Source organism: Sphingobacterium siyangense, from assembly GCF_007830445.1.
GTDB classification, from domain to species: Bacteria; Bacteroidota; Bacteroidia; order Sphingobacteriales; family Sphingobacteriaceae; genus Sphingobacterium; species Sphingobacterium siyangense.
The window spans coordinates 49,091-70,298 of record NZ_VLKR01000031.1; the positions used below are offsets into that span (position 1 = coordinate 49,091).

At 38.2% G+C, this 21,208-nt stretch carries 22 protein-coding genes and 1 pseudogene; 11 read left to right on the forward strand and 12 right to left on the reverse strand.

Annotated features, from left to right (window positions below):
• Nucleotides 1-81: 81 nt before the first annotated feature.
• The 3 genes from IQ31_RS21675 (at nt 82) to IQ31_RS21685 (ending at nt 3,120) form a co-directional block, all read left to right on the forward strand.
• Nucleotides 82-1,839: an aromatic amino acid hydroxylase gene (locus tag IQ31_RS21675; protein WP_145330013.1), complete on the forward strand. Its 1,758-nt coding sequence runs from the start codon at nt 82-84 to the stop codon at nt 1,837-1,839.
• Nucleotides 1,840-1,920: 81 nt separating this feature from the next.
• Nucleotides 1,921-2,280 (forward strand): S-adenosylmethionine decarboxylase family protein, encoded by a 360-nt coding sequence (locus tag IQ31_RS21680; protein WP_088160879.1) that lies wholly within the window; start codon nt 1,921-1,923, stop codon nt 2,278-2,280.
• Nucleotides 2,281-2,283: 3 nt separating this feature from the next.
• Entirely contained in the window at nt 2,284-3,120 is an 837-nt protein-coding gene (locus IQ31_RS21685; RefSeq protein WP_145330015.1) for a hypothetical protein, read from the forward strand.
• Between the two features lie 182 nt (nt 3,121-3,302).
• On the opposite strand, the gene IQ31_RS21690 is transcribed toward IQ31_RS21685, so the two are convergent.
• The 9 genes from IQ31_RS21690 to IQ31_RS21730 all read right to left on the reverse strand — a co-directional run bounded on the left by IQ31_RS21690 (nt 3,303) and on the right by IQ31_RS21730 (nt 9,201).
• The gene (locus IQ31_RS21690) at nt 3,303-3,554 is read right to left on the reverse strand and encodes a hypothetical protein (protein WP_145330017.1); all 252 of its coding nucleotides are present in this window, start codon (nt 3,552-3,554) and stop codon (nt 3,303-3,305) included.
• A gap of 14 nt (nt 3,555-3,568) precedes the next feature.
• Nucleotides 3,569-4,249, reverse strand: coding sequence for a DUF6046 domain-containing protein (locus tag IQ31_RS21695; RefSeq protein ID WP_145330019.1), 681 nt, complete (start codon nt 4,247-4,249; stop codon nt 3,569-3,571).
• 112 nt (nt 4,250-4,361) lie between these two features.
• Nucleotides 4,362-4,550 carry a hypothetical protein gene (locus IQ31_RS21700; RefSeq protein ID WP_145330021.1) on the reverse strand — a complete coding sequence of 63 codons (189 nt, stop codon included), beginning with the start codon at nt 4,548-4,550 and terminating at the stop codon, nt 4,362-4,364.
• Between the two features lie 32 nt (nt 4,551-4,582).
• Complete coding sequence (locus IQ31_RS21705; RefSeq protein ID WP_145330023.1) at nt 4,583-5,062, reverse strand: hypothetical protein; 480 nt, start codon at nt 5,060-5,062, stop codon at nt 4,583-4,585.
• Between the two features lie 34 nt (nt 5,063-5,096).
• Nucleotides 5,097-5,405 (reverse strand): hypothetical protein, encoded by a 309-nt coding sequence (locus IQ31_RS21710; protein ID WP_145330025.1) that lies wholly within the window; start codon nt 5,403-5,405, stop codon nt 5,097-5,099.
• Nucleotides 5,406-5,409: 4 nt separating this feature from the next.
• Nucleotides 5,410-5,772, reverse strand: coding sequence for a hypothetical protein (locus tag IQ31_RS21715; RefSeq protein ID WP_145330027.1), 363 nt, complete (start codon nt 5,770-5,772; stop codon nt 5,410-5,412).
• Between the two features lie 54 nt (nt 5,773-5,826).
• A complete protein-coding gene (locus IQ31_RS21720) occupies nt 5,827-6,177 on the reverse strand; it encodes a hypothetical protein (RefSeq protein WP_145330029.1) in 351 nt (116 codons plus the stop codon).
• Nucleotides 6,178-6,204: 27 nt separating this feature from the next.
• Nucleotides 6,205-7,032 (reverse strand): AAA family ATPase, encoded by an 828-nt coding sequence (locus IQ31_RS21725; RefSeq protein ID WP_145330031.1) that lies wholly within the window; start codon nt 7,030-7,032, stop codon nt 6,205-6,207.
• Between the two features lie 63 nt (nt 7,033-7,095).
• On the reverse strand, nt 7,096-9,201 hold the full coding sequence (locus IQ31_RS21730) for a Mu transposase C-terminal domain-containing protein (protein WP_145330033.1): 2,106 nt from the start codon (nt 9,199-9,201) through the stop codon (nt 7,096-7,098).
• Nucleotides 9,202-9,501: 300 nt separating this feature from the next.
• On the opposite strand from IQ31_RS21730, the gene IQ31_RS21735 reads away from it, so the two are divergent.
• The 5 genes from IQ31_RS21735 (at nt 9,502) to IQ31_RS21755 (ending at nt 14,526) form a co-directional block, all read left to right on the forward strand.
• Nucleotides 9,502-10,311, forward strand: coding sequence for a helix-turn-helix domain-containing protein (locus tag IQ31_RS21735; protein WP_145330035.1), 810 nt, complete (start codon nt 9,502-9,504; stop codon nt 10,309-10,311).
• Between the two features lie 198 nt (nt 10,312-10,509).
• Nucleotides 10,510-11,190, forward strand: a complete 681-nt coding sequence (locus IQ31_RS21740) for a hypothetical protein (RefSeq protein WP_145330037.1) — start codon at nt 10,510-10,512, stop codon at nt 11,188-11,190.
• Nucleotides 11,191-11,203: 13 nt separating this feature from the next.
• Entirely contained in the window at nt 11,204-11,422 is a 219-nt protein-coding gene (locus tag IQ31_RS21745) for a DUF350 domain-containing protein (RefSeq protein WP_088163497.1), read from the forward strand.
• Nucleotides 11,415-12,932 carry a polyamine aminopropyltransferase gene (locus IQ31_RS21750; RefSeq protein WP_088160881.1) on the forward strand — a complete coding sequence of 506 codons (1,518 nt, stop codon included), beginning with the start codon at nt 11,415-11,417 and terminating at the stop codon, nt 12,930-12,932. The genes IQ31_RS21745 and IQ31_RS21750 overlap by 8 nt, the downstream gene beginning before the upstream one ends.
• A complete protein-coding gene (locus tag IQ31_RS21755) occupies nt 12,910-14,526 on the forward strand; it encodes an FAD-dependent oxidoreductase (protein ID WP_145330039.1) in 1,617 nt (538 codons plus the stop codon). Before IQ31_RS21750 ends, IQ31_RS21755 begins: the two co-directional genes overlap by 23 nt.
• Nucleotides 14,527-14,632: 106 nt before the next feature.
• On the opposite strand, the gene IQ31_RS21760 is transcribed toward IQ31_RS21755, so the two are convergent.
• Nucleotides 14,633-15,532: a flavin reductase family protein gene (locus IQ31_RS21760; RefSeq protein ID WP_145330041.1), complete on the reverse strand. Its 900-nt coding sequence runs from the start codon at nt 15,530-15,532 to the stop codon at nt 14,633-14,635.
• A gap of 10 nt (nt 15,533-15,542) precedes the next feature.
• Nucleotides 15,543-16,517 carry a fumarylacetoacetate hydrolase family protein gene (locus IQ31_RS21765; RefSeq protein WP_145330043.1) on the reverse strand — a complete coding sequence of 325 codons (975 nt, stop codon included), beginning with the start codon at nt 16,515-16,517 and terminating at the stop codon, nt 15,543-15,545.
• Nucleotides 16,518-16,834: 317 nt separating this feature from the next.
• On the opposite strand from IQ31_RS21765, the gene IQ31_RS21770 reads away from it, so the two are divergent.
• Genes IQ31_RS21770 through IQ31_RS21780 form a run of 3 tightly spaced genes read left to right on the forward strand, consistent with a single transcriptional unit; the run spans nt 16,835 to nt 20,409 of the window.
• The gene (locus tag IQ31_RS21770) at nt 16,835-17,992 is read left to right on the forward strand and encodes a homogentisate 1,2-dioxygenase (protein ID WP_145330045.1); all 1,158 of its coding nucleotides are present in this window, start codon (nt 16,835-16,837) and stop codon (nt 17,990-17,992) included.
• Nucleotides 17,993-18,023: 31 nt separating this feature from the next.
• Nucleotides 18,024-19,151 carry a 4-hydroxyphenylpyruvate dioxygenase gene (gene hppD, locus IQ31_RS21775; RefSeq protein WP_088160885.1) on the forward strand — a complete coding sequence of 376 codons (1,128 nt, stop codon included), beginning with the start codon at nt 18,024-18,026 and terminating at the stop codon, nt 19,149-19,151.
• Nucleotides 19,123-20,409, forward strand: a complete 1,287-nt coding sequence (locus IQ31_RS21780) for a Glu/Leu/Phe/Val dehydrogenase dimerization domain-containing protein (protein ID WP_244294554.1) — start codon at nt 19,123-19,125, stop codon at nt 20,407-20,409. The genes hppD and IQ31_RS21780 overlap by 29 nt, the downstream gene beginning before the upstream one ends.
• Nucleotides 20,410-20,982: 573 nt before the next feature.
• On the opposite strand, the pseudogene IQ31_RS21785 reads toward IQ31_RS21780, so the two are convergent.
• Nucleotides 20,983-21,208, reverse strand: a pseudogene (locus tag IQ31_RS21785) (hypothetical protein); the annotation flags it as partial.

Here is a 21,208-nt window from a genome sequence, read left to right on the forward strand (position 1 = left end):
ACATCGTGGTTCTTTCTTAAACCACAAATAATTTCTACCTTCATATAGGAGTCTCATACTTTATTTTCATACCAATTATAGATGGAAACATATAATAACATTGTTTTGGAGCGGTTGCCCAAACATTTGAAACGCTATGTAGTAGCCCAACGATATGAACGTTACACCGCGCTGGATCAAGCATTGTGGCGTTATGTCATGCGTCAGAATTATTCTTTTTTGAAAGATGTAGCCTATTACCCTTATATTCCGGGATTGAAGAAAGCAGGATTATCCATCGCGACCATCCCGAACCTACAGGACATGAACGATAGTCTAAAATTAATTGGTTGGGGGGCTGTGACTGTGGATGGATTTATTCCGCCGGCTGCTTTTATGGAATTTCAGGCGCACCGCGTACTAGTTATTGCTGCAGACATACGTCAATTGGAACATATCGAATATACACCGGCACCAGATATTATTCACGAATCTTCAGGACATGCGCCTATAATCGGTGAGCCAGATTATGCTACATATTTGCAGTACTTTGGGGAGGTTGGTACGAAAGCACTTTCTTCGGGCAAAGATTTTGAACTCTACGAAGCTATTCGCCACCTATCTATTTTAAAAGAACACGCTACAACAACGGCGGCTGAGTTGGCGGAAGCAGAGAAAAATTTGCAGATCATTCAAGATAATATGGGCGAGCCTTCGGAGATGGCATTGTTGAGCAGGTTACATTGGTGGACTGTGGAATATGGACTTATTGGAGATCTTCATAACCCCAAAATTTATGGAGCTGGTTTACTGTCTTCCATTGGAGAAAGCGCAAGCTGTATGCAGGAGGATGTGCCCAAGTTGGCGTATGGTTTAAATGCAATCGAATATCCTTATGATATTACCAAACCACAACCACAGCTATTTGTTACACCGGATTTTGAACACCTAAAGCTCGTATTGGATAAATTTGCTGATACCATGGCTTTTCGCGTAGGGGGCAAACAGAGCCTTGACAAGGCAATAGACTGTAAAGCTGTTTGCACTGTGGAATATAGTTCCGGTTTGCAGGTGTCGGGCGTTTTTAAGTTGGCCAACGCGGATAAAAATCTTTCTTATATTCAAACACAAGGACCTACAGCTTTGGCTGTAGCAGGTAAACAGCTTGAAGGGCACGGTATAATTTATCATAGCGAAGGGTTTGGCTCTCCAGTAGGACACTTGCGTGGTGCAGATCATAACTTAGCCGATTTTGATGAAGCAACATTGATTCAATATGGTATAGTGGAAGGGCAGCAGTGTTCGTTAAACTTTGCTTCAGGGATTATTGTATCGGGAATTGTTCAAAAGATTGTACGTCAATTTGGCAAGATTGTTTTGATTTCATTTATAGGATGTGAGGTATATCGTAGCGATAGGGAAGAGGTATATTTTAAACCTGAATGGGGAACATACGATATGGCTGTCGGAGCGGAAATAGTATCTGTATTTGCAGGCGCTGCAGATAAAGATGCCTATGATGCGCTGGAAGAGCATTTGGATCAGGATCTATCTACAATATCTACCGAGACGGAAGATGTAAAACTAGTGAATTGTCATGCTGCGATACGGAATTTGCGGGACAACGGTTTTGATCAGAAAGTATGGCTGGAGATTTTCAGTCAATTGGGACCGGAAAATGCAGATCATTGGTTAGGTTTGGTTGAATTATTTGAAATTGCCCGGACTAATGATGGAGGGGAATTAACTACTCAGGCCGAACAGAGGCTCTTGGAATTTATTATCCGATATCCAAATTTGAAAAAACTGATTGATGATGGGTTACGTGTTGCTAAGGAGGAAGATTTAAATAACCACTAGGTTAGATGATCGTGGATTATTATCGTAAATCATGTAAAACTTTCTATATTTGCGGAAACAAAATTAACCGCATTATTTTTGATGAATGATAAGTATACTCCAGGGAGACACTTGCTTTTGACTTTGCAAGTTGAGGACGTATTGTTATTAACTAGTTTGGATCCATTTTTGGAGTTTACGAAAGATCAGATTAAGGTCAATCATTTAAACATTGTTGGCACTTCGACGCATACTTTTCAGGGGGGAGGATTTACAGCTGCAATTTGCTTAATGGAATCACATATATGTATCCATACGTGGCCTGAGTTTGGACAACTCACATTGGATATTTATTTGTGCAACTATCTGAAAGATAATAGTGATAAAGTCTTTCGATTAGGCAGTCTTTTCAAGGACTATTTTAATGCCATTGTTATTAACGAAACAGTCGTAGATAGATAGTATATGGAAGTTGTTTGTGCTGACTGTGGCCATGTTCATAAATTTATTGTGGATGTATCTGATTTCTCTGGTTTTGTATGTGTCAACTGCCATAGTTATTTTAAAGGAACAACACTGGCGACGCTGACGTTTGTCAAAAAGTTTGAAGTTCCCAAAATCTTGCAATGGGCTAAATTGAATGAATCCATTCAATTTAAACGGATGAATTATAGGATTATAACCAAAATTCTTAGACTTACAACAACAGGGGCTTATGGCAATGAATATGTAGGATTAAATAATGGTAATAAAAATCCGATTTATTTAGCCGATGGTGTTGATTACACAAGTGTTCTACATGCTATTTCTAAGAAAAAGGTGATCGTTACCCCCGATAGCGTTTGTAAATTCGAGAGAGGAAATTATGATTTAACATATACAGATCGCCAGCGCGTCATCTATGCCGAAGGTTTTGTGTTTGAAGATTTAGATACTGAATCTACTGTCAAGACCTATATTCGAACGATAGATGAAGATCGTTTTATTTCAGAAGAGTTTATAGACGATGATATCGAATACTATCAAGGTTCTTATATTGACGAGAAGTCATACTTTAGTCTATTTGATTTTTATAAAGATTATAAATTCACAAGTGACCTTGTAGGGCGAAAGTTTGAGAAACTTGGGGTTATTTTGGTCTTATTAATAGCGTCCATCTTTCTTGCATTAAATTTTAAACAGATCGGAAGTGATGTCTATACTTTTGATGAGACGTTTAAGGTCAAGAAAGCCAGTAGCGAATTTATAGGGACGTCTTTTGAACTAAAAGGAGAGGTTTCAAAAACATTGCTGCTTGTATGAATGGCAAATAAAAAATAAAGTTTTACAACAATAGAAAAGTAAGTTTTTTTAAGAATTTATTGTTTTCATTCAACAGCTATTAAATAAGCTTTAAACATGATTTTAATAGCTATTAAATGACGCATAAATAAAAGGGACATTCATCCCTTTTATATCTTTAAGCCATTTGTAATATTAGCCAGTTATCTCCCGTCAATAAAGGTTTTGTGTAACTCAGTCTGACAACTTGCTTCTGCCTTTTCAAGCTCTCTTTTAACGGGCGTGCTCAATATAGTATAAAGTGTGGTACGGGAAATCGGATATACTGGATAGATATACTTACGCCATACAACCGTTGTGGCGACATCGGGGGATTTATACTTATTGTATATATCAAGTATGTTCTGATAGCGTCTAAGTTTGTTGATATTAGCCCCAGTGATTCGATTATTCATACTATATACAATAGTTAATTATTGGTTTCCTCTATTAAGAGCTCATAGCTAAAATCAGATACCGCTTTGATATTGTAGGCCTGTACATTCTCACCCTTGGTAAATGGGAAACTAAATTCTTCGATAGCGATATAGTTTATTCCCAACTGTTCAAGGAGGGGACATTCAACCTTGATATTGTTTGCCGATGTAAGCACCTTTACCAGCTTTTGGAAGTCAACAATCGGGAAACAATCTTTTACGCTTCCTTTTAACATCGATCCCATCAAATAACCAGTAATCTGTATTTGATAATCGTCACGGCTCCAGCGTTCTTTAATTGTTCCCTGAAACTTATTGTTCTTTTCAGGATCCTGTTTAGCAACATTGCGCTTGACCAGATTGTTTTTGCTACTGATTGTTATCATCGGCTCATAGGGCAACAGAAAGTATGTTTTTCCATCATCAATGGACAGGGATAACGGAAAAAACTGCTCTGATTCGGATTCTGGCCTATCTGCCAGCCATACATCACCGATTATCTCCGAGGGATGACCGGTATCAATATCCAGTCGGTTGCGGATCGGTAAAAAGGGAACCGTTGGCAAAACGTGCTTTGCCAATTCGTTTTCCAGTGCCTCAAAGCGTGGCACTAGCTTAATAACTTCACTGCCTACCAGTGAAGCAAATAGTATATCTTGATTTGAAAGTGACATAATTACATCTTTGTCCAAAAATAAAACAACAGATCTCGATGATTCAGAAAACAAGAACGGGATTGAACTATATTGTTCAATCCCGTTATGACATACACTTCTTTATGATGGATTATTGTGTTTTTTTTCTTCTGTCAGCCTCTGCGTACACTATTTTGGAAACTGTTTTTGGAACAAGGAAATATTTGCTTGACAATTCATTGTAGATGACTTCCATTCGCTTTCCCTCGTGGTTGAACATGTGCTCAAAATCATCGTAAATCGCCCTGTTCCTTTTTTCAATCAAACTGTTATCTCTCATGTGTTGATCTGTATTATTAAAAATTTCAGTGGTTAAATTCTTTCCTTTGAGGGGCTAGCTATTCCCAATTCGTCAAGTAGTCCGAAAACCACCTTTTCAGCCTCTCTGTTGGATTTTGACTGGCAGACCGACTTTACTATGGATTTGAACTGATTTACTGTTTTAAGGAGCTCAAAGTGCGCCATACTGTTTAACGGTTTCTTTACTGTTCCAGACTTCTGCAAGAACATATCCAGTTTTGCGGCATTGATCTTTTTGTCTACAGCTGTTGCCCCATAGATAACACCTGCCTGATAGGCCAGTGAGAATACTAGGGATTTTAACCTTTCCGTTGGATTATGTTCCGACAGGGTGCGGATCATCCCTTTCGCCTCTTCAAAAGTTAGATCCTTTGTACTTTTGGATCGGCCTTTGGTAATTCCCAGAACTACGTCCTCCTTATATTCTGTCCATCCATTTTGCTTTAAAAGAATGTGTATTTTTGCCAGTTGGGGTTTGCTTACTAATTTCATTTTAAACAGTGTTTAAAGGGTTATTAAAAGTTGTTTAATTATCTTCTTTTGCCTGAACAAAATATTCAGGTTTAATAATGTTCGGTGAAATAATAACTGTCTCTATCGGGGCACATGTTCTCGCATTCAGTATGGTCTCCTGACTTCCTACAGCATCGGCATCAGCTGCAATCATTGTGTTTATACCAGCTTGGAACATCTCTGCAATGTTCATCATGCCCGGCCAGCATTCCGACCAATGGTCTGTTTTGCAAAAATCAATCTCAATACGTTTTACAGATGCGTCCTTATTGACCGTATCTGTTCTGATTGTGTGCGTGGGCTCCTGTGCTTCTTTTTTCATGGCCTTAGTTTAAAAGATTAATGGAATTGTTGATTGAAATCGCCATGCACTGGGTATGTTCGGGCTTCAGGATGTACGATCCGAATGTATGGACGCAGGTGTTTTTTTTGATATCCATCACTTTAATATTGATACAGACAGCATTTGAATCCTTTCTTATTATCGGTATCATATAGTTTAGAATAGTTTTGGCATTTTCGATGATTCCATGCTCACCGATAGCCCATTTATCTGTTGAACAATATTTTATTCGCAGTTCTTTGACGCTACTTTCAGCTGTTATCACCTGTACGATAATTGCATGGGTCAGATCATCCGGTTGGTTCAGACGATTGGTGTTCGGGTTATATTGAATGATTTCTTTCATGGTTACTTTACTTTATCAGTTTTACATAATTTATTATCGCATAGCACGTTGGATTTACCGTATTTTTCGACTAATAAGCAAGTCAAGAACAAAATCATCCAGATGCTGGATAATTTTTGCACTTATTTCGGGGTGTTCTGTATCAAGGAAAAGTTTAAGCTTGTTCAATATAGTTTTGGAAATAACCAAATAATTGCCCTCGCGCAATGATCTATCGCTAATCGCCCGATTTTTCTCTTCTTTCCAATTTCCAGCTTTGATCCAGCATCCTAGTGTTTTTTCGGTAACACCAACTCTGTCAGCACATTCTTTCGCCGTTAATTCCTTATACACGTAAAGCATGTGAGCTTTTGCCCATGCATATACCTTTTGCCTTTTATCTGATTTTTTGATATTGTTAGCCATAGTATTATTGTTTATTTTGTCGCTGTATTATTCGTTAATAGTGTTGTATAGCAATATTGCATTGGATAGATCCCCAAAACGTTTATGCTGGTAAAAGTCTTTTGTCTCGGATTTTGGAATCCCATTCTGCTCGCAGATAAAATCAATTTCTGAACGGTTCAGGGCCTCAAGTTCATGCCAGATATTGATGCGTCTATAAAATTCAGATATGCCTATTTTCTGCTTTTTAGCCTTATTCTCAAGATTTAGCTTAAAATATGGCATTCCTGCCAGCATTATCGCGCAGTTATGCATAGTCCTGTCCCTTAGCACATGCAGATGCATCAGCATGACATCGTTTAATTTACCGGCTTCATCAATCATCAGCAACGGCTCCTCTAAGACATTCAGTGCGTCACATGCCCGGCCGATCATATCGTACAATGAACCTTCGAAATCATAGCCCAATAGCTTGCCCAATTGGTAGAAAAACTGTTTTGGCCTCTGATTGTCGAAATACAGATAAAAAGTATTTTCATTTCGGGCAATTGCTTTGAGGGCTACTGTTTTGCCCATCCCTGTATCACCGATCAGACCGAGCATCAATTTGTGTTTACGTGCTTTTTCTGCCATTCCCATGGCGGTTTTCAGATTGTGGGTATGGAAGATCTTATGCGTGGATTCAGGCCTTACAAAATGCCATACCTTTTTCCACATCTTATCATCGATGCTGTTCCATTTATCATTGCACATATTGCTCAGCGTAGCACTGCTTACGCCGATCTGCAAGGCCAATTCGTTACGGCTGATCCCTTTGATCCGGCAATATTCTTCTATTGCTTCTTTGATCTGTGTTTTTTCCTGTAGCTTTGTCATTATTTTTGGTTTATTATTTATAATTCAAGATTATTATAGCCCATGGTCTCAACATGGGCTTTTTTATAATATATCGTCAATTTCAAGCACTGATATCTGGTGATTCTTTGCAGAGAAAGGGCTACGCTTGTTCCTGCTGGTCTTAACGTTCTTTTCATGATCCTCCCGCTCCGTATTGACAGGATTATATTCCCTTATCATATCCCTGTTGATATTCTTCTTGTCAAGCACATACTCAATGAGCATATTGCCCTCGGCATTATTGTATTTTTCTTTTTGAACCGAATATGGACTGAGCATATTCAGGAAGTCGTCGCCGTCCTCTTCCATACCGACAGCCCTTATTTTAGCCGTTTGCTTTTTCACGGTTGTTTTGATGCTTTCAGCATGTTTGGACACTTTAATGAGTGTTTTTACATCGTCCGCTGTCTGTCCGGCCTGTCCTTCATGTACCATTGTAGCCTGTCTACACTCGCATAGATATTCGCCTTTTTCAGAGAAAAGATGTACAGTGGAAAGGTCGCATTCATCATAATACATTTTTACAGATTGACCGCTAAGTCTAAGTTTCAGCTCATTGTCCCAAATAGTGTAATGATATGTTGTATGCCTGATTGTCGTGGAAACTTCACCCCTTGATGCTTTTATGGTCTTATGTTTCCAGAAGAGCATAGCGATATCGGAAGGGTCTATTTTATTTGCCCTTAGCTTTTCACATTTTTCAAACTGCTCACTTGGTGAGGTTGCCAGATGCGTTTTCGTCTGATTGTAGATATGGATAAGGTTGGTGACAATGACCACCATGCTTTCATACGTATACAGATTGTTCTTGCTGCGTAAGCGATTGACGAAATCAGCATTTATACGACCATTGGGACGGCTGGAGCGTATACCTTCGCCCATAAAACCATCGATCATCCGTTGATATTTTGACTGGAATGAACCAAATAACCTTTCCACCTGCGACTTCTCTTTAGGATTGCCCTTTTGCGTTGGCGTAAATCTACAGCCCTTTAATTCTAGCATATCCTTTAATGCCTTAAATTCTTCCGTTTTTGTAGCACTGGCGTTATCATATTTCAATTCAAAAGGCACAATCCGCTCCAGGTCGAAAGCCATTTTTATTGCGCTAAGAACATTATACCTGTCTTCTGATTCAGCAAGGTCAAAACCGACGATCTTTTTCGTTTTTACATCGATCACCGCAAAAAGATTGAGCCGGATCTCCTTTGTCATGGACTCGTTCCAGCATGGTATCTGTAACGGTGTACCATCGGCATAATAGAGGTCGCCAGCCATTTTAATATCCTTCCTGCGTACGATGGGCATAACTTTGCTGTCAAAGTATTCAGAATTTCGGTACATCATAAGCCTGTTTTTGTTCTCAGGTTTATTGACGTATCTGGATACGGAAGATCGATCAATGGTTTTTAGCTTTTTCTTCTCAATCTCGGAATTTACAAGGTCTGTAATCTGGTCAATAGTATACTGATTAGGATGCTTGTAATACTTTTCGATCAATGCTTTGACGTAATCAGTAACCTTAGTAAGGTGAGGTTTAGGCTTTCCGAAACCTCCATGTATATTATTTATTCCTTGTGTCCTCCACTTCTTGTGTGCTTCGACGAACTTATCATAGCTTTTATATACCCAGTTATAAGGCATATCTTTCTGTACAGCAAAAATATCTTTGAGCTTGATCTTTGAGCGTCGAGCGTTCAATTCTACGCATGCAGCTTTGAATGCATGTTCACATGCTAACTTGACAACTCTCTCTCTACTCTCTTGTTTAAGCGCACTGTATTTTGGCATAAACTTTATATATCCTTTATCAATAGCACTCGTTAAACAGTACTCTATTTCTATATAAAGCTGTTTTTTAGCACTTTCTATTTGAATATACTTCGATTCTTTGTCAAGTATATCAACACGCTTTATAAGATCGTCAACACTTGGAGCATTAAATTTAATCTTCGTCGTGGCAGGGATAGAGCTGTATATTATCAAGCGCTTTCGAAGATCTTCATTATCTGGGATGTTGGCCCACGATTTTGATCTTCCAGTATTGTATCGACGTATTGATTCGTAGATAGTCTTATGGCTTATGCCAGAGCATAAAGCCACAACTTCATCCACAGATACCAAGACATCTTCCTGAAACAATTTCATAGGTTATATTGATTGTAACAATTGATCTCTTAAATCTTTAACTCTTTTTCGATGCTCCTTGAGTACTACTACAGATGCTTCTAAAACCTTTATGTTTCTAGATTTACCTTGAAAACACCGTAGCGTAGTTGGATAGCTAACGCCTGATCGAGTTGACACTTTCTTTATAACTCCATGTCCTATCTCGGAAATTAATAGCTTAAAAAGATTATTTTCCATAACTTTGATATATTTGTGAACATTAATGATAACACAAATAAAAGAAATGTTTTAACAAAATGCAAACATATATTATAATTCATGGAAAAAATTACAGATTATAGCATAAATAGTCGAATAGTAAAACTAATAGAATTACTAAAACTCACCCCAAATTCTTTCGCTAATAAACTAAAGGTGTCGTCGACTTTAATCTACAATATTGAAAAAAACCGAAATAAACCGAGTTATGATATCATCTTATCTATTTCTGAAACATTTAACGTAGATTGTAATTGGTTGATCTTAGGAATAGGCAAACCTTTTTTTATGAAAGATATCTTAGATATTTATAAAATAAATGTTGGAGTATTAAATAGAATAAATGTTGGAGAAAGAGAGCGAAACTCTAAAATTATCGAAGGATTTACAGAATCAGAAGGGGAGATTGTCCCTTTATATAAACAAAGTGATTCTAGTACCTCAAATAATGAAAATCCGTATATCATAAATAACGGAAAGAACATTATTTATGACACGGATGAGTTTCTTAATATCTACCACATGACCGTTGGCTTAATCCAAAAATTATACGGTATCATTCTAAAACATGGAGACAAATATTACCTGACCGCAGAAATGTTAGAGGAGTTCAAAACCTTTAAAGACCTGGCTTCTGCGCAAGAATCTGTATATAATTTGTATTTTAGTAAAGATCAAAAAGAAGTATTTTATAGTATGATAACTAATACCATAAACAAATTACCAGAGGCATTTCTTGAGTTAATAAAGTCCGTGAATGTTTTAGGAATGACAGCTGGTAAAGCATCTAGATATGAAGAAGGAACATTTGTGCATTTTGAGATAGAAGATTTGAAAAGAATGATTGCGCAACGAGACAGAGATGTTTAATTAGTTTTAAGTCAACAACAAAAAACTTACCGTTTTTAATTGTCATAGAGAAACAATAATAAAAAAGCAGATATCAATGGTAGATATCTGCTTTTTCTTTGGGATAAATGGTAGTTTTAAGCTTAAAACCTTTGAATCAGAGCCTGAAAATGGTAAATTTTGGAAAGGAAATGGTAAATTTTGTGAGTCAAAAATCGGATGCTATTTCTTAACTTTCCGCCTTTAAAGCATCAAAAACCGCGAAATTCCCGTTATAAAAAAAACTTCTACTTTTATATCCCCCCTACACTTGAAGGTATATCTGAAGCTAAAAATTATCCTCTTTTTCTGGAGATTAAGCTGGTAAATGAAAAAACAAATGCGGTGATCCAAACAAATTCTTTTGTACATGAAGATAATGATATTAATTATGCGCGAGGATTGACCGTAGATTTTTGTCGTGTGGAGCCTGGTATCTATCATCTTGTTTTTGTAACGTCGTTATCCAATGCTTCCCGAGATATGGCGCTTGATGTTGAGCTCTCTGAGGATTATAAATTAACCTATGGAGGTACAAGCTACCTTCTTTTCATCTCCTTTTTGGTAGGAGCGATTATTTTACTGTGGGTCTACCGCTATTGGTCCTCAGAATTAAAAAATAAAGATTTTTTTATAAGACTTAATCACGTAAATCTTTTTAGTATTTTAAAATTTAGAGGTTTAGGGTTTGTTTTGTTCATTTTTGTTGCCACATTTATTGTAATAACAGTCCTTGTTAATTCGTCGACCAGTTGTAAAACAACAATCAGCACAAATACATTGGAGGATCATACCTATACGGGTTCTAGGGGACATTACTACCGATCATACTATGATGAAGACGGTTCTGGTCATAAATAAAAACAATATAAACATGAATTACGAATTATTTTATAAAGGAGTAGCAGCTTCATTAATCTACTCAATTGTAGGGATAGCTGTATTGTTGTTGGCTTATTGGGTTATTGAGCGTTTAACCCCGGAAAAATCCTGGCAGGAAATTGTACAGAACAAAAATATGGCCTTGGCGATTGTTTTTGCTGCATTTATTTTAGGGATCTCTATAATTATAGCTGCAGCAATACATGGGTAAGAGAAATAATCTGCCCATATTTCTTTTATTGGCAGTTTTTATCATCGCTACTTGTGGTCTGATCTATGAGTTGGTTGCTGGCGCATTGGCGAGTTACCTATTGGGAGATTCTGTTAAGCAGTTTTCATTTATAATTGGTACATACCTGTTTTCAATGGGGGTGGGATCGTTTTTGGCAAAGTATATTACCAAAAATTTATTTGATCGATTTATCGATATAGAATTGATGATCGGACTTATTGGTGGTTGCAGTTCTGTCGTTTTGTTTTTGATGTTCCAGCAGATCGAACATTTTCAGTTTGTGCTCTATTTCTTCGTGTTTCTGACAGGCTGCCTCTGTGGAATGGAAATCCCGCTGTTAATGAATATTTTGAAGGATAGAATACAGTTTAGAGATTTAGTTTCCAATGTTTTTGCCTTCGATTACATTGGAGCTTTGATCGCTTCGGTTTTATTTCCTATACTGCTTATCCCAAAGCTTGGCGTTATGGGTACATCGTTATTTTTTGGTATTATCAATATCTTGGTTGGTGTATTTTTATCGTTCTACCTTTCAAAAAAATTGAAAAATCCAATTTGGATAAAGATGAAATCTGTTTCTTGTTTGGTATTGCTATCCATAGTTTTTTTTTATTCAGATGATCTGTTGAAGTATTCCGAAAGCCAATTATATGGGAATAATATTATTTACAAACATTCTACGCCCTATCAGCGTATAGTCTTGACAGAAAATAGAGGTGATTATCAGTTGTTCCTAAACAATAATCTACAATTTAACACAAAAGATGAATATCGTTATCATGAAGTATTGGTGCATCCAGCCATGTCCATGGCTAAAGATATTTCCAATGTTTTAGTTTTTGGAGGAGGGGATGGGCTTGCTGTAAGGGAAATCTTAAAATATCCTGAAGTAAAAAAGGTAACGTTGGTCGATTTAGATGAAGGAATGACAAGATTATTTAAGACGAATGAGCTGTTGGTTCGGTATAATCAAGGTTCGCTAAACGATCCTCGGGTAACTGTCATCAATCAGGATGCTTTTATATGGGCCAAGTCGGCAAAGGATAAATATGATGTCATGATTATTGATTTTCCAGATCCTTCTAATTATAGTTTAGGGAAATTGTTCACCAACAGCTTCTATCAAACTTTGGCAGCTCTAATGACAGATAACACCATGGTTTCGGTACAGACAACTTCGCCCTATTTCGCTCCCAAATCTTATTGGTGTATACATGAGACCATCGGTTCGGTTTTTCCGAATAATATTGCATACCATACTTATGTACCGTCATTTGGAGAATGGGGTTTTTGTTTATTCTCTATGAATATGCAGCAACGCTTTACTCAATTACGTCGCCGTGTAGATAAAGTTCGTTATTATAATTATAAGTTTGAAGAATTGACAAATTTTCCAGCTGATATGCGTACAACGGAAAAGGTAGAAATAAATCGATTGGATAATCAAATTTTAGTGCGGTATTTTGATGAGGAATGGGGTAAAATCTAATCAATCAAGGCGAGGATTTCTCAAAGCGACAGTTTTATTGGCACTCGGTGCTCAATTTTTACAGGCCTGTCGAACGAAAGTGAACCATATTTTTCTGCAGCTAACAGGAACCAATCATATTTTGGGGCACCGGCTTCGATTTCCGGATTTCCCCGCTTCGACCGAAGTAATAGAAGTACCCATCCTGATTGTGGGTGGCGGCATAGCAGGGCTTTCAGCTGCTTACCGTCTACAACAGAAGGGCTATTCTGATTTCATCCTTTTGGATTTAGAAGATGAGGTTGGAGGAAATGCCCGGAATGGTCAGAATGCACATAGTGCTTATCCTTTGGGCGCACATTATCTTCCTATTCCCAATGCCTCCAATAGGGAACTGCTTCAATTTTTGGAAGAATCGGGAATTATAAAAGAATGGACTAGCACAGGCAAACCCATTTTTGATGAAGAACAGCTTTCGTTTGCACCGCATGAAAGACTGTTTATTCATAATGTATGGCAGGAGGGAATTGTACCCAGCTATGGGATTTCGGATGCTGAATCCGCAGAACTTGCGCGGTTCTTTCGGCAAATGCAAGATTTCAAAAAGTTGAAAGGCGCCGATGGTAAATATGTATTTGATATTCCCATGCGTAATGCTTCACAGACCCATGATCGAACAGTTCTTGACGGGCAGGATATGCTATCTTGGCTGAAAAGTCAGGGATATCATACCGAAGCTCTTCTAGAATATGTAAATTATTGTTGCCGAGATGACTATGGTACTGGAATAAAGTGTACTTCTGCATTTGCAGGGATACATTATTTTGCAAGTCGCAAACACGATTGGGACGACTATCAGGATCTGGTGTTGACTTGGCAAGAGGGAAATGGGCGGCTGGCCTCTCATCTCAAAAAATATGTCAAAGGAAAAGTCTTGAATAAGAATATGGCCTTTCGGATTGACTTCAAAGCCGAGAAAGTAGAAGTTTCTGTATATGACGTAGCTAAAGCAATTACGAAAGTTATAAAAGCAGACCGTATTATAAATTGCTGTCCCCAATTCGTCAATCAGTATTTGTTACCGAATAGAACTTCAATAACTAGGGAATTTCATTATGCGCCCTGGATTGTAGCCACTATTGTCTTGCGTCGCTTTCCTTTTGCTGATGGTGTACCTCTTTCTTGGGAGAATATCATCTATAAGGGGCATGGTTTAGGATACGTTTACGATCAGCATCAAAGCTTAAAGCAATTCAATAGTCCATTTGTAATTAGTTATTATCACAGTTTAGGAGATGGCGATTTAAAACAAAATCGAAAGCAGTTATTTGCTTGGACGGATCAACAATGGAAGAGCTTTATTTTAACTGATCTTGAAAAAGCTCACTATGGAATAGAGAAGGAGATTATTAGTATGGAAATATTTAGACATGGGCATGGTATGATTAGCCCAGTCAAGGGATTTTTGACTTCACAAGCGCGTACTGAACTAGCAAAATCGATTGGGGACAAAGTATACTTTGCACACTCCGATTTAAGCGGTATTTCGATTTTTGAGGAAGCTTTTTATCAAGGTTTAGATGCCGTAGATCAGCTGATTGCCGATCTTAGCTAAGTGCGCGTTGTTACAAAGCTAACGGTCTGTTTAAGTTTTCACTTTCCATATACTTAGTGCAGCACAAGGAAAGTGAAAGAGATTTATATGCTAAGATACTTTAATACTAGCCCCTTAATAAAATTTGCCAGGCTTCATGAAGTTTGCCCGCATCTAATAGTTGGGCAGCATATTCGTGAATTTTTTGTGTGAACTTTGATGGGCTGTCTTCAAAGTTTAGCTTCAGATAGTTGAAGTACTTATCTTCTTGCTGCGGGTCTTTTAATGTTGGTCGTGTTTCTACATTAGCCAGCAACCCCAGGTGATTTCCGGTTAATACATTCGAAAATCTAATTTTTTCTGGAAGTTGGTCTATGCCAATTCCCAGGCTACGGAGGGGCTTCGGGACAATAAATAAGTTTTCGTCGGTTACACGACAATACCAATCACCACCGAGCCGGGCTACCAGATCCAAATCTTTTTGTTGAATGGTATTGTTCTTGCCCAACAAGTGTTTATGGACATGCATATAGAGGATCTCGGCGATAACGAGATTTCCAGCTCCTGGCTCATCGCTTAATGCGATAATCTCTCTGACCCGACATTCCAGCTGGACTGGGGATTCGGCTACACGAGGTGGTGCGACTCGAATAGAGGGAATGGGCGTAAAACCCGACTTATCAAATTCATTTATTTCCTTGCCATATTCGGTACTGGCAAGTGATTGTTGCTGGACCATATCGTAGTTAACAATATTGATGACAACTTCATTAACCTCCTGTATATTATCCAATGTATGTTTGGTACTACCATCACGCATGCGTCGCAATGGAGAAAAAACACAGATTGGCGGCTGATGGGACATCAGGTTAAAATAGCTGAAGGGGCTTAAATTTATGTTTCCATTGCTATCGATCGTGCTTGCAAAGCAAATTGGCCGCGGTGCAACAGCATACTTAATTAAATTATCTATAATAGCTTTGTCTTTAACAGATTCAAAGGTGATGGTTTCAAAGGAAGAGGTCATATCCGTAGATTTATGAATGGTATAATACAATAGAATTGGAAAGTTTTCCGAGCGCCGTGATTTCTAATTCAATCTCATCGCCAAGGTCGAGCCATTGGTCTTTATGATTAGGATCCGCTATGCGTGCTGTACCATTGAGCTCAAGAAAGCAGCCTGTTCCGACTGTCCCAGAACCGATTATATCACCAGGGGAAATTTGTACACCATAGGAAACACGTTCAATAATTTCTGCAAAAGTCCAGTGCATACTCGCAAAATTACCCGCTGAGACTTGCGTGCCGTTTACTTTACAAGTCATATTGAGCTCATAACAGTCGCCAATATGTCCTGCTGCAGGTTGAACCTTATAAGGTTCCAATTCATCCTTTGTCACCAAGTAAGGTCCAATTGCTGTTGCAAAATCTTTGCCCTTGGCAGGGCCCAAACTCAATTTCATTTCCTCCATTTGGAGTTTTCTGGCACTAAAATCATTCATAATCATATAGCCAGCAATATACTCATCCGCCTGAGCAGCGGGGATATTGATTCCTGGTTTGTTGATGACTATTGCAATTTCTAGTTCGAAATCCAGTTGATTTAAATGTAAGGGCATGCATTGAACGGGACCAGGTCCCTGTATGGACTGATGGTTGGAGAAATAAAAAACGGGAAATTCATCAAATTCAGGGATCATATCTAATCCGCGGTTTCTTCTCGAGGTTGCGACATGCTGTCGAAAAGCGTAAGCATCACGAAAAGATGTTGGCTTTGGCACGGGGGCGATGAGTTGGATATCGTCTAGTAGACGATAGGGCCTGTTCATAGCTCCTTGACGCAAAGCTGTTTCAAAGATTTGTAGCTGATTCATGGTCTCTTCGCCACCTTTGAGGAAGTCCGACATCGTTGTGGGAAGGTTTTGATCGATGACTGAGCAACTATAAAAGCGGTCGTCTATAACAATGCCCAATTCTTGTTGACCATTTTTAGTGCTAGTGACAATTCTCATATATGAAGTGTTCTATTTGGTTATTCAATGTTGTTAGCATTCGACACAAATATATTGTATAAGATTTGAAAAAAATATTTCTTCTCTTGAAAATAGAAAAATATTCTTACCTTTATTAAAGCATTATAAACTATAAAAAATGATCAATCGTGGTGTACATCGCTTTGCGTCCTCCATGCCCTATGTTGCTTTTAATAAAGCAATCATAGCTGATATCGTTTTTGCACAATACTAATCTTCTCTTTTACTACTTGCCGATAGTTCTATTGGCAATTTGGATATTCATTTAATTTTATAACCGTTTAAATCGTAGAATTATGCCATTTTATGTTAAACAAGGGCAAATTCCAATGCAGCGACATACTGTTTTTAGAAAGCCCGATAACACGCTTTATGCCGAGGAATTAGTATCCACACATGGTTTTTCCAGTCTTTATTCCTTAGTGTACCATTGTCATCCACCCACACTCGTTAAACAAATAAGAGAGCCTTATGATGTGTCTCCCCGGATTGCCCGCGACAAACATCTTAAACATACCAGTCTAAAGGGATTTCAGGTACAGGCAAAAGATGACTACCTCGAAAGCAGGACACCTGTGTTGGTTAATCAGGACTTACATATATCCTTAGCAGCTCCCCGTCGGTCGATGGATGACTATTTTTATAAAAATAGCCAGGCAGATGAGATTGTCTTCATCCATCAGGGGATGGGGAAACTCAAGACTGGATATGGGAGTATCCCCTTCAAGTATGGAGATTATTTGGTAATCCCCCGAGGAACGATTTATCAAATGGAATTTGAACAGGAAGATAATCGACTGTTTATTGTTGAATCATTCTCTCCCGTACGTACGCCCAAACGTTATCGCAATGAATTTGGTCAATTGATGGAACATGCGCCCTTTTTTGAGCGGGACATTCGGGTACCTCAAAATTTGGAAACTTTTGATGAACTGGGTGACTTTGAAGTGAAGATCAAGAAGCAAGGGATGATTTATCCGTATGTTTATGGGAGCCATCCATTTGATTTTGTTGGTTGGGATGGCTATCATTTTCCATGGGCATTTTCGATTCATGATTTCATGCCGATAACAGGTAAATTGCATCAACCGCCACCCGTTCACCAGACCTTTGAAACAGACAATTTTGTCTTATGCAGTTTTTGCCCTCGTATGTATGATTACCATCCTCATTCGATTCCAGCACCATATAACCATAGTAATGTAGATTCAGATGAAGTCCTATATTATGTGGATGGCGATTTTATGAGTCGAAAATCCGTGGAAAGGGGACAGATAACGTTACATCCAGGTGGTATACCGCATGGACCTCATCCAGGGAGGGTGGAAAAAAGCATTGGGCAAGTGAAAACCGAGGAGTTGGCCGTGATGATCGATCCTTTTCGACCACTGATGTTAACCCAAGAAGCACTCGATATAGAAGATCCAGATTATTATAAATCTTGGATGAGTTAGGAAAAATAAAAGAATAACCTTTATATAAATTATGGCAAATACATTTGCAGAAAAGATTGCCCAAGCGCAAGATTTTCTACCTATTAATGGCACAGATTATATTGAATTTTATGTTGGCAATGCCAAACAGGCCGCACATTATTACAAAACAGCTTTTGGTTTCCAGTCGGATGCGTATGCCGGACCGGAAACAGGCGTTCGAGATCGGGTATCCTACGTGTTAAAACAAAATAAAATACGTTTAGTGCTTACCACAGCGTTGAAATCTGACCACCCTATAACAGAACATGTTAAAAAACATGGTGATGGTGTCAAAATATTGGCGCTTTGGGTAGATGATGCACGAAAATCATTTGAAGAAACAACAAATAGGGGAGCGAAAGTCTATCAGGAACCACAACTTCTGAAGGATGAAAATGGAGAAGTTTGGACAGCAGGCATTTATACCTATGGCGAAACAGTTCACATGTTTGTTGAACGCCGCAATTATGCTGGTCCATTTATGCCAGGATATGAAAAATGGGAAAGCGATTACAATCCAACGGAAACTGGACTGCTTTATGTTGATCATTGTGTGGGTAATGTTGGCTGGAATAAGATGAATGAAACTGTAAAATGGTACCAGGATGTGATGGGGTTTGTCAATATTTTATCTTTTGATGACAAGCAAATTAATACAGAATATTCGGCTTTGATGAGTAAAGTGATGAGCAATGGAAATGGCTTTGTTAAGTTTCCAATTAATGAGCCTGCCGAAGGAAAGAAAAAATCGCAGATAGAAGAATACCTTGAATTTTATGAAGGTGAAGGTGTTCAGCATGCGGCTCTAGCAACCAAAGATATTGTGGCCACCGTGCGGGAACTTAAAGCAAGGGGAGTAGAATTTTTGGGTGCTCCTCCCGAAGCATATTACGATATGTTGCCCGAACGAGTTGGAAAAATTGATGAAGAGATACGGATCATCCAAGAACTGGGTATTCTAGTTGATCGTGATGAAGAAGGTTATTTGCTGCAAATTTTTACAAAACCGGTAGAAGATAGACCAACTTTATTTTATGAAATCATCCAACGTAAGGGGGCACAAAGTTTTGGCGCAGGAAATTTTAAGGCTCTTTTTGAAGCAATAGAACGTGAACAAGAACGCCGAGGAAACTTATAGAAATATGAAAGGGATGAAGGAATTATTGCGGGCTTTTGAGCATAAAAGTCCGGAAATTGTTTTCGAATGGAAAGATAGTGAAACTGATGCTAGAGGATGGATTGTTATCAATTCTTTACGTGGAGGTGCAGCTGGCGGGGGCACCCGAATGCGGGCTGGATTGGATAGGCATGAGGTAGAATCTTTGGCAAAAACAATGGAGGTCAAATTTACGGTATCGGGCCCTGCAATAGGGGGAGCAAAATCTGGAATTGATTTCGACCCACATGACCCAAGGAAAAATGAAGTCTTAGAACGTTGGTTTAAGGTTGTCACACCGCTATTGAAAAACTATTATGGGACAGGTGGAGATTTGAATATCGATGAAATTCATGATGTAATCCCGTTGACGGAAGAATATGGACTATGGCATCCTCAAGAAGGTATTTTGAATGGTCACTTTAAGGTGAATGAAAGCAATCGTATTCATCAAATTGGACAATTGCGTTATGGGGTTTCCAAAGTATTGGAAGATAGCTCCTACAGCCCGGATCTGAAGCGCAAGTACAAAGTGGCAGATATGATCACGGGATATGGCGTGTCAGAGTCAATTCGTCATTATTATGAACTTTTTGACGAAAATTGCTTTGGAAAGCGAGCGGTAATTCAAGGTTGGGGTAATGTTGCTGCCGCAGCGGCATTTTATCTGTCTAAACTTGGTGTAAAAATAGTTGGTATAATTGATCGAGTCGGCGGACTGATCAATCCGGAAGGATTTGGAGAGGAAGATATTACCCGTTTGTTTTTAGAGCGAAAAGGCAATGAGCTTTGTTCTCCGGATCTGATTCCCTTTGATCAGATACAAAAAGAAATATGGAGCCTGGAAACGGATATTTTTGTGCCTGCTGCGGCCTCCCGCCTAGTGTCAAAAGATCAGATCCAGCACATGGTAAATCATGGGCTTGAGGTGATCGCTTCAGGTGCCAATGTACCATTTGCAGATCAAGAAATATTTTATGGGCCTGTTATGGAGTTCGCAGATCAGCATGTTGCGGTCATACCAGACTTTATTGCGAATTGTGGTATGGCGAGAGTATTTGCTTATTTAATGCAACGTAATATCGAAATTAGTGATGACGCAATTTTTTCGGATGTTTCCAGTGTGATTTTTGAAGCATTAAAGAAAATTAGGACCGTTTCTTCTAAAAAGACACATATATCATCGAGAGCATATGAAATTGCATTAAAACAGTTGGTGGAAACCGGTAACGAACAATAAGAGGCTAAACTCTAATTTACTTCTGCTATAACGCTATAAAAAAAACACTTGAAGCGGGGAACTTCAAGTGTTTTAACTAACCAATTATTAACCTAAATTTATGAATGCTTAAAACATTGCAATACCTATGCCAAAACTTATTTTCTTAGCATGAACATATTGTCATTTTTTTGTTATTAAAATTTCTGCCTGAAATTTGATTTTTTTGAAGTTTTGTTGAAAGATCAAAACGGGGTAGACTAAAAACAAATTTCATCCTGTAGTTTTCAAATACTGGTCCTCTTGATGAAATTTTTTGTTTTTTATTTTCCTTAAAGTGTTGATAAACAAAAACTCCCGAAGCGGGGAGCAACAGGAGTTTTCCTAACCAATTATTAACCTAAATTTATGAAAAGTACCTATATAACGTAGTAAGTTCAAGAAATGTTTCAACTGATTGGAGTTTTTTTTACTTTTTAACATTTTTTGACTATTTACTATTGATTTCCATATGTGTCCTAAATAAATTTTAGGATTGGATTTCTGTGGTACAAGCATAGCTTTTTTCATCATTTCGATATTGACCCCTATTTTTCAATCTGCGAAGATCTTTAGCTGTCCCTTTTTTCCTTTTATAGGCGGCCTGAGAAAGGGATCATCTATCCATTGCCAGATGTTTATTTTCACGAAGATATTCATTCTGATGAATGCGACCAGATTGGACAGGTTCCAGTCATATTTGGCCTTTTTTTGTAAGTATTTTAACAGTAATATGCCAATGAGTGAAGTCCAGATCTGGATCATCACTGCATTTTCAGAA

Excerpts from the sequence above, each read along its gene's own strand:
- IQ31_RS21720 (WP_145330029.1), bottom strand. The coding sequence starts at position 6,177 with ATGGCTAACAATATCAAAAAATCAGATAAAAGGCAAAAGGTATATGCA.
- IQ31_RS21740 (WP_145330037.1), top strand. The coding sequence starts at position 10,510 with ATGCTATTTCTTAACTTTCCGCCTTTAAAGCATCAAAAACCGCGAAAT.
- IQ31_RS21765 (WP_145330043.1), bottom strand. The coding sequence starts at position 16,517 with ATGAGAATTGTCACTAGCACTAAAAATGGTCAACAAGAATTGGGCATT.
- IQ31_RS21690 (WP_145330017.1), bottom strand. The coding sequence starts at position 3,554 with ATGAATAATCGAATCACTGGGGCTAATATCAACAAACTTAGACGCTAT.
- hppD (WP_088160885.1), top strand. The coding sequence starts at position 18,024 with ATGGCAAATACATTTGCAGAAAAGATTGCCCAAGCGCAAGATTTTCTA.
- IQ31_RS21705 (WP_145330023.1), bottom strand. The coding sequence starts at position 5,062 with ATGAAATTAGTAAGCAAACCCCAACTGGCAAAAATACACATTCTTTTA.
- IQ31_RS21685 (WP_145330015.1), top strand. The coding sequence starts at position 2,284 with ATGGAAGTTGTTTGTGCTGACTGTGGCCATGTTCATAAATTTATTGTG.
- IQ31_RS21680 (WP_088160879.1), top strand. The coding sequence starts at position 1,921 with ATGAATGATAAGTATACTCCAGGGAGACACTTGCTTTTGACTTTGCAA.
- IQ31_RS21730 (WP_145330033.1), bottom strand. The coding sequence starts at position 9,201 with ATGAAATTGTTTCAGGAAGATGTCTTGGTATCTGTGGATGAAGTTGTG.
- IQ31_RS21750 (WP_088160881.1), top strand. The coding sequence starts at position 11,415 with ATGGGTAAGAGAAATAATCTGCCCATATTTCTTTTATTGGCAGTTTTT.
- IQ31_RS21675 (WP_145330013.1), top strand. The coding sequence starts at position 82 with ATGGAAACATATAATAACATTGTTTTGGAGCGGTTGCCCAAACATTTG.
- IQ31_RS21700 (WP_145330021.1), bottom strand. The coding sequence starts at position 4,550 with ATGAGAGATAACAGTTTGATTGAAAAAAGGAACAGGGCGATTTACGAT.
- IQ31_RS21760 (WP_145330041.1), bottom strand. The coding sequence starts at position 15,532 with ATGACCTCTTCCTTTGAAACCATCACCTTTGAATCTGTTAAAGACAAA.
- IQ31_RS21770 (WP_145330045.1), top strand. The coding sequence starts at position 16,835 with ATGCCATTTTATGTTAAACAAGGGCAAATTCCAATGCAGCGACATACT.
- IQ31_RS21755 (WP_145330039.1), top strand. The coding sequence starts at position 12,910 with ATGAGGAATGGGGTAAAATCTAATCAATCAAGGCGAGGATTTCTCAAA.
- IQ31_RS21710 (WP_145330025.1), bottom strand. The coding sequence starts at position 5,405 with ATGAAAAAAGAAGCACAGGAGCCCACGCACACAATCAGAACAGATACG.
- IQ31_RS21745 (WP_088163497.1), top strand. The coding sequence starts at position 11,204 with ATGAATTACGAATTATTTTATAAAGGAGTAGCAGCTTCATTAATCTAC.
- IQ31_RS21715 (WP_145330027.1), bottom strand. The coding sequence starts at position 5,772 with ATGAAAGAAATCATTCAATATAACCCGAACACCAATCGTCTGAACCAA.
- IQ31_RS21695 (WP_145330019.1), bottom strand. The coding sequence starts at position 4,249 with ATGTCACTTTCAAATCAAGATATACTATTTGCTTCACTGGTAGGCAGT.
- IQ31_RS21725 (WP_145330031.1), bottom strand. The coding sequence starts at position 7,032 with ATGACAAAGCTACAGGAAAAAACACAGATCAAAGAAGCAATAGAAGAA.
- IQ31_RS21735 (WP_145330035.1), top strand. The coding sequence starts at position 9,502 with ATGGAAAAAATTACAGATTATAGCATAAATAGTCGAATAGTAAAACTA.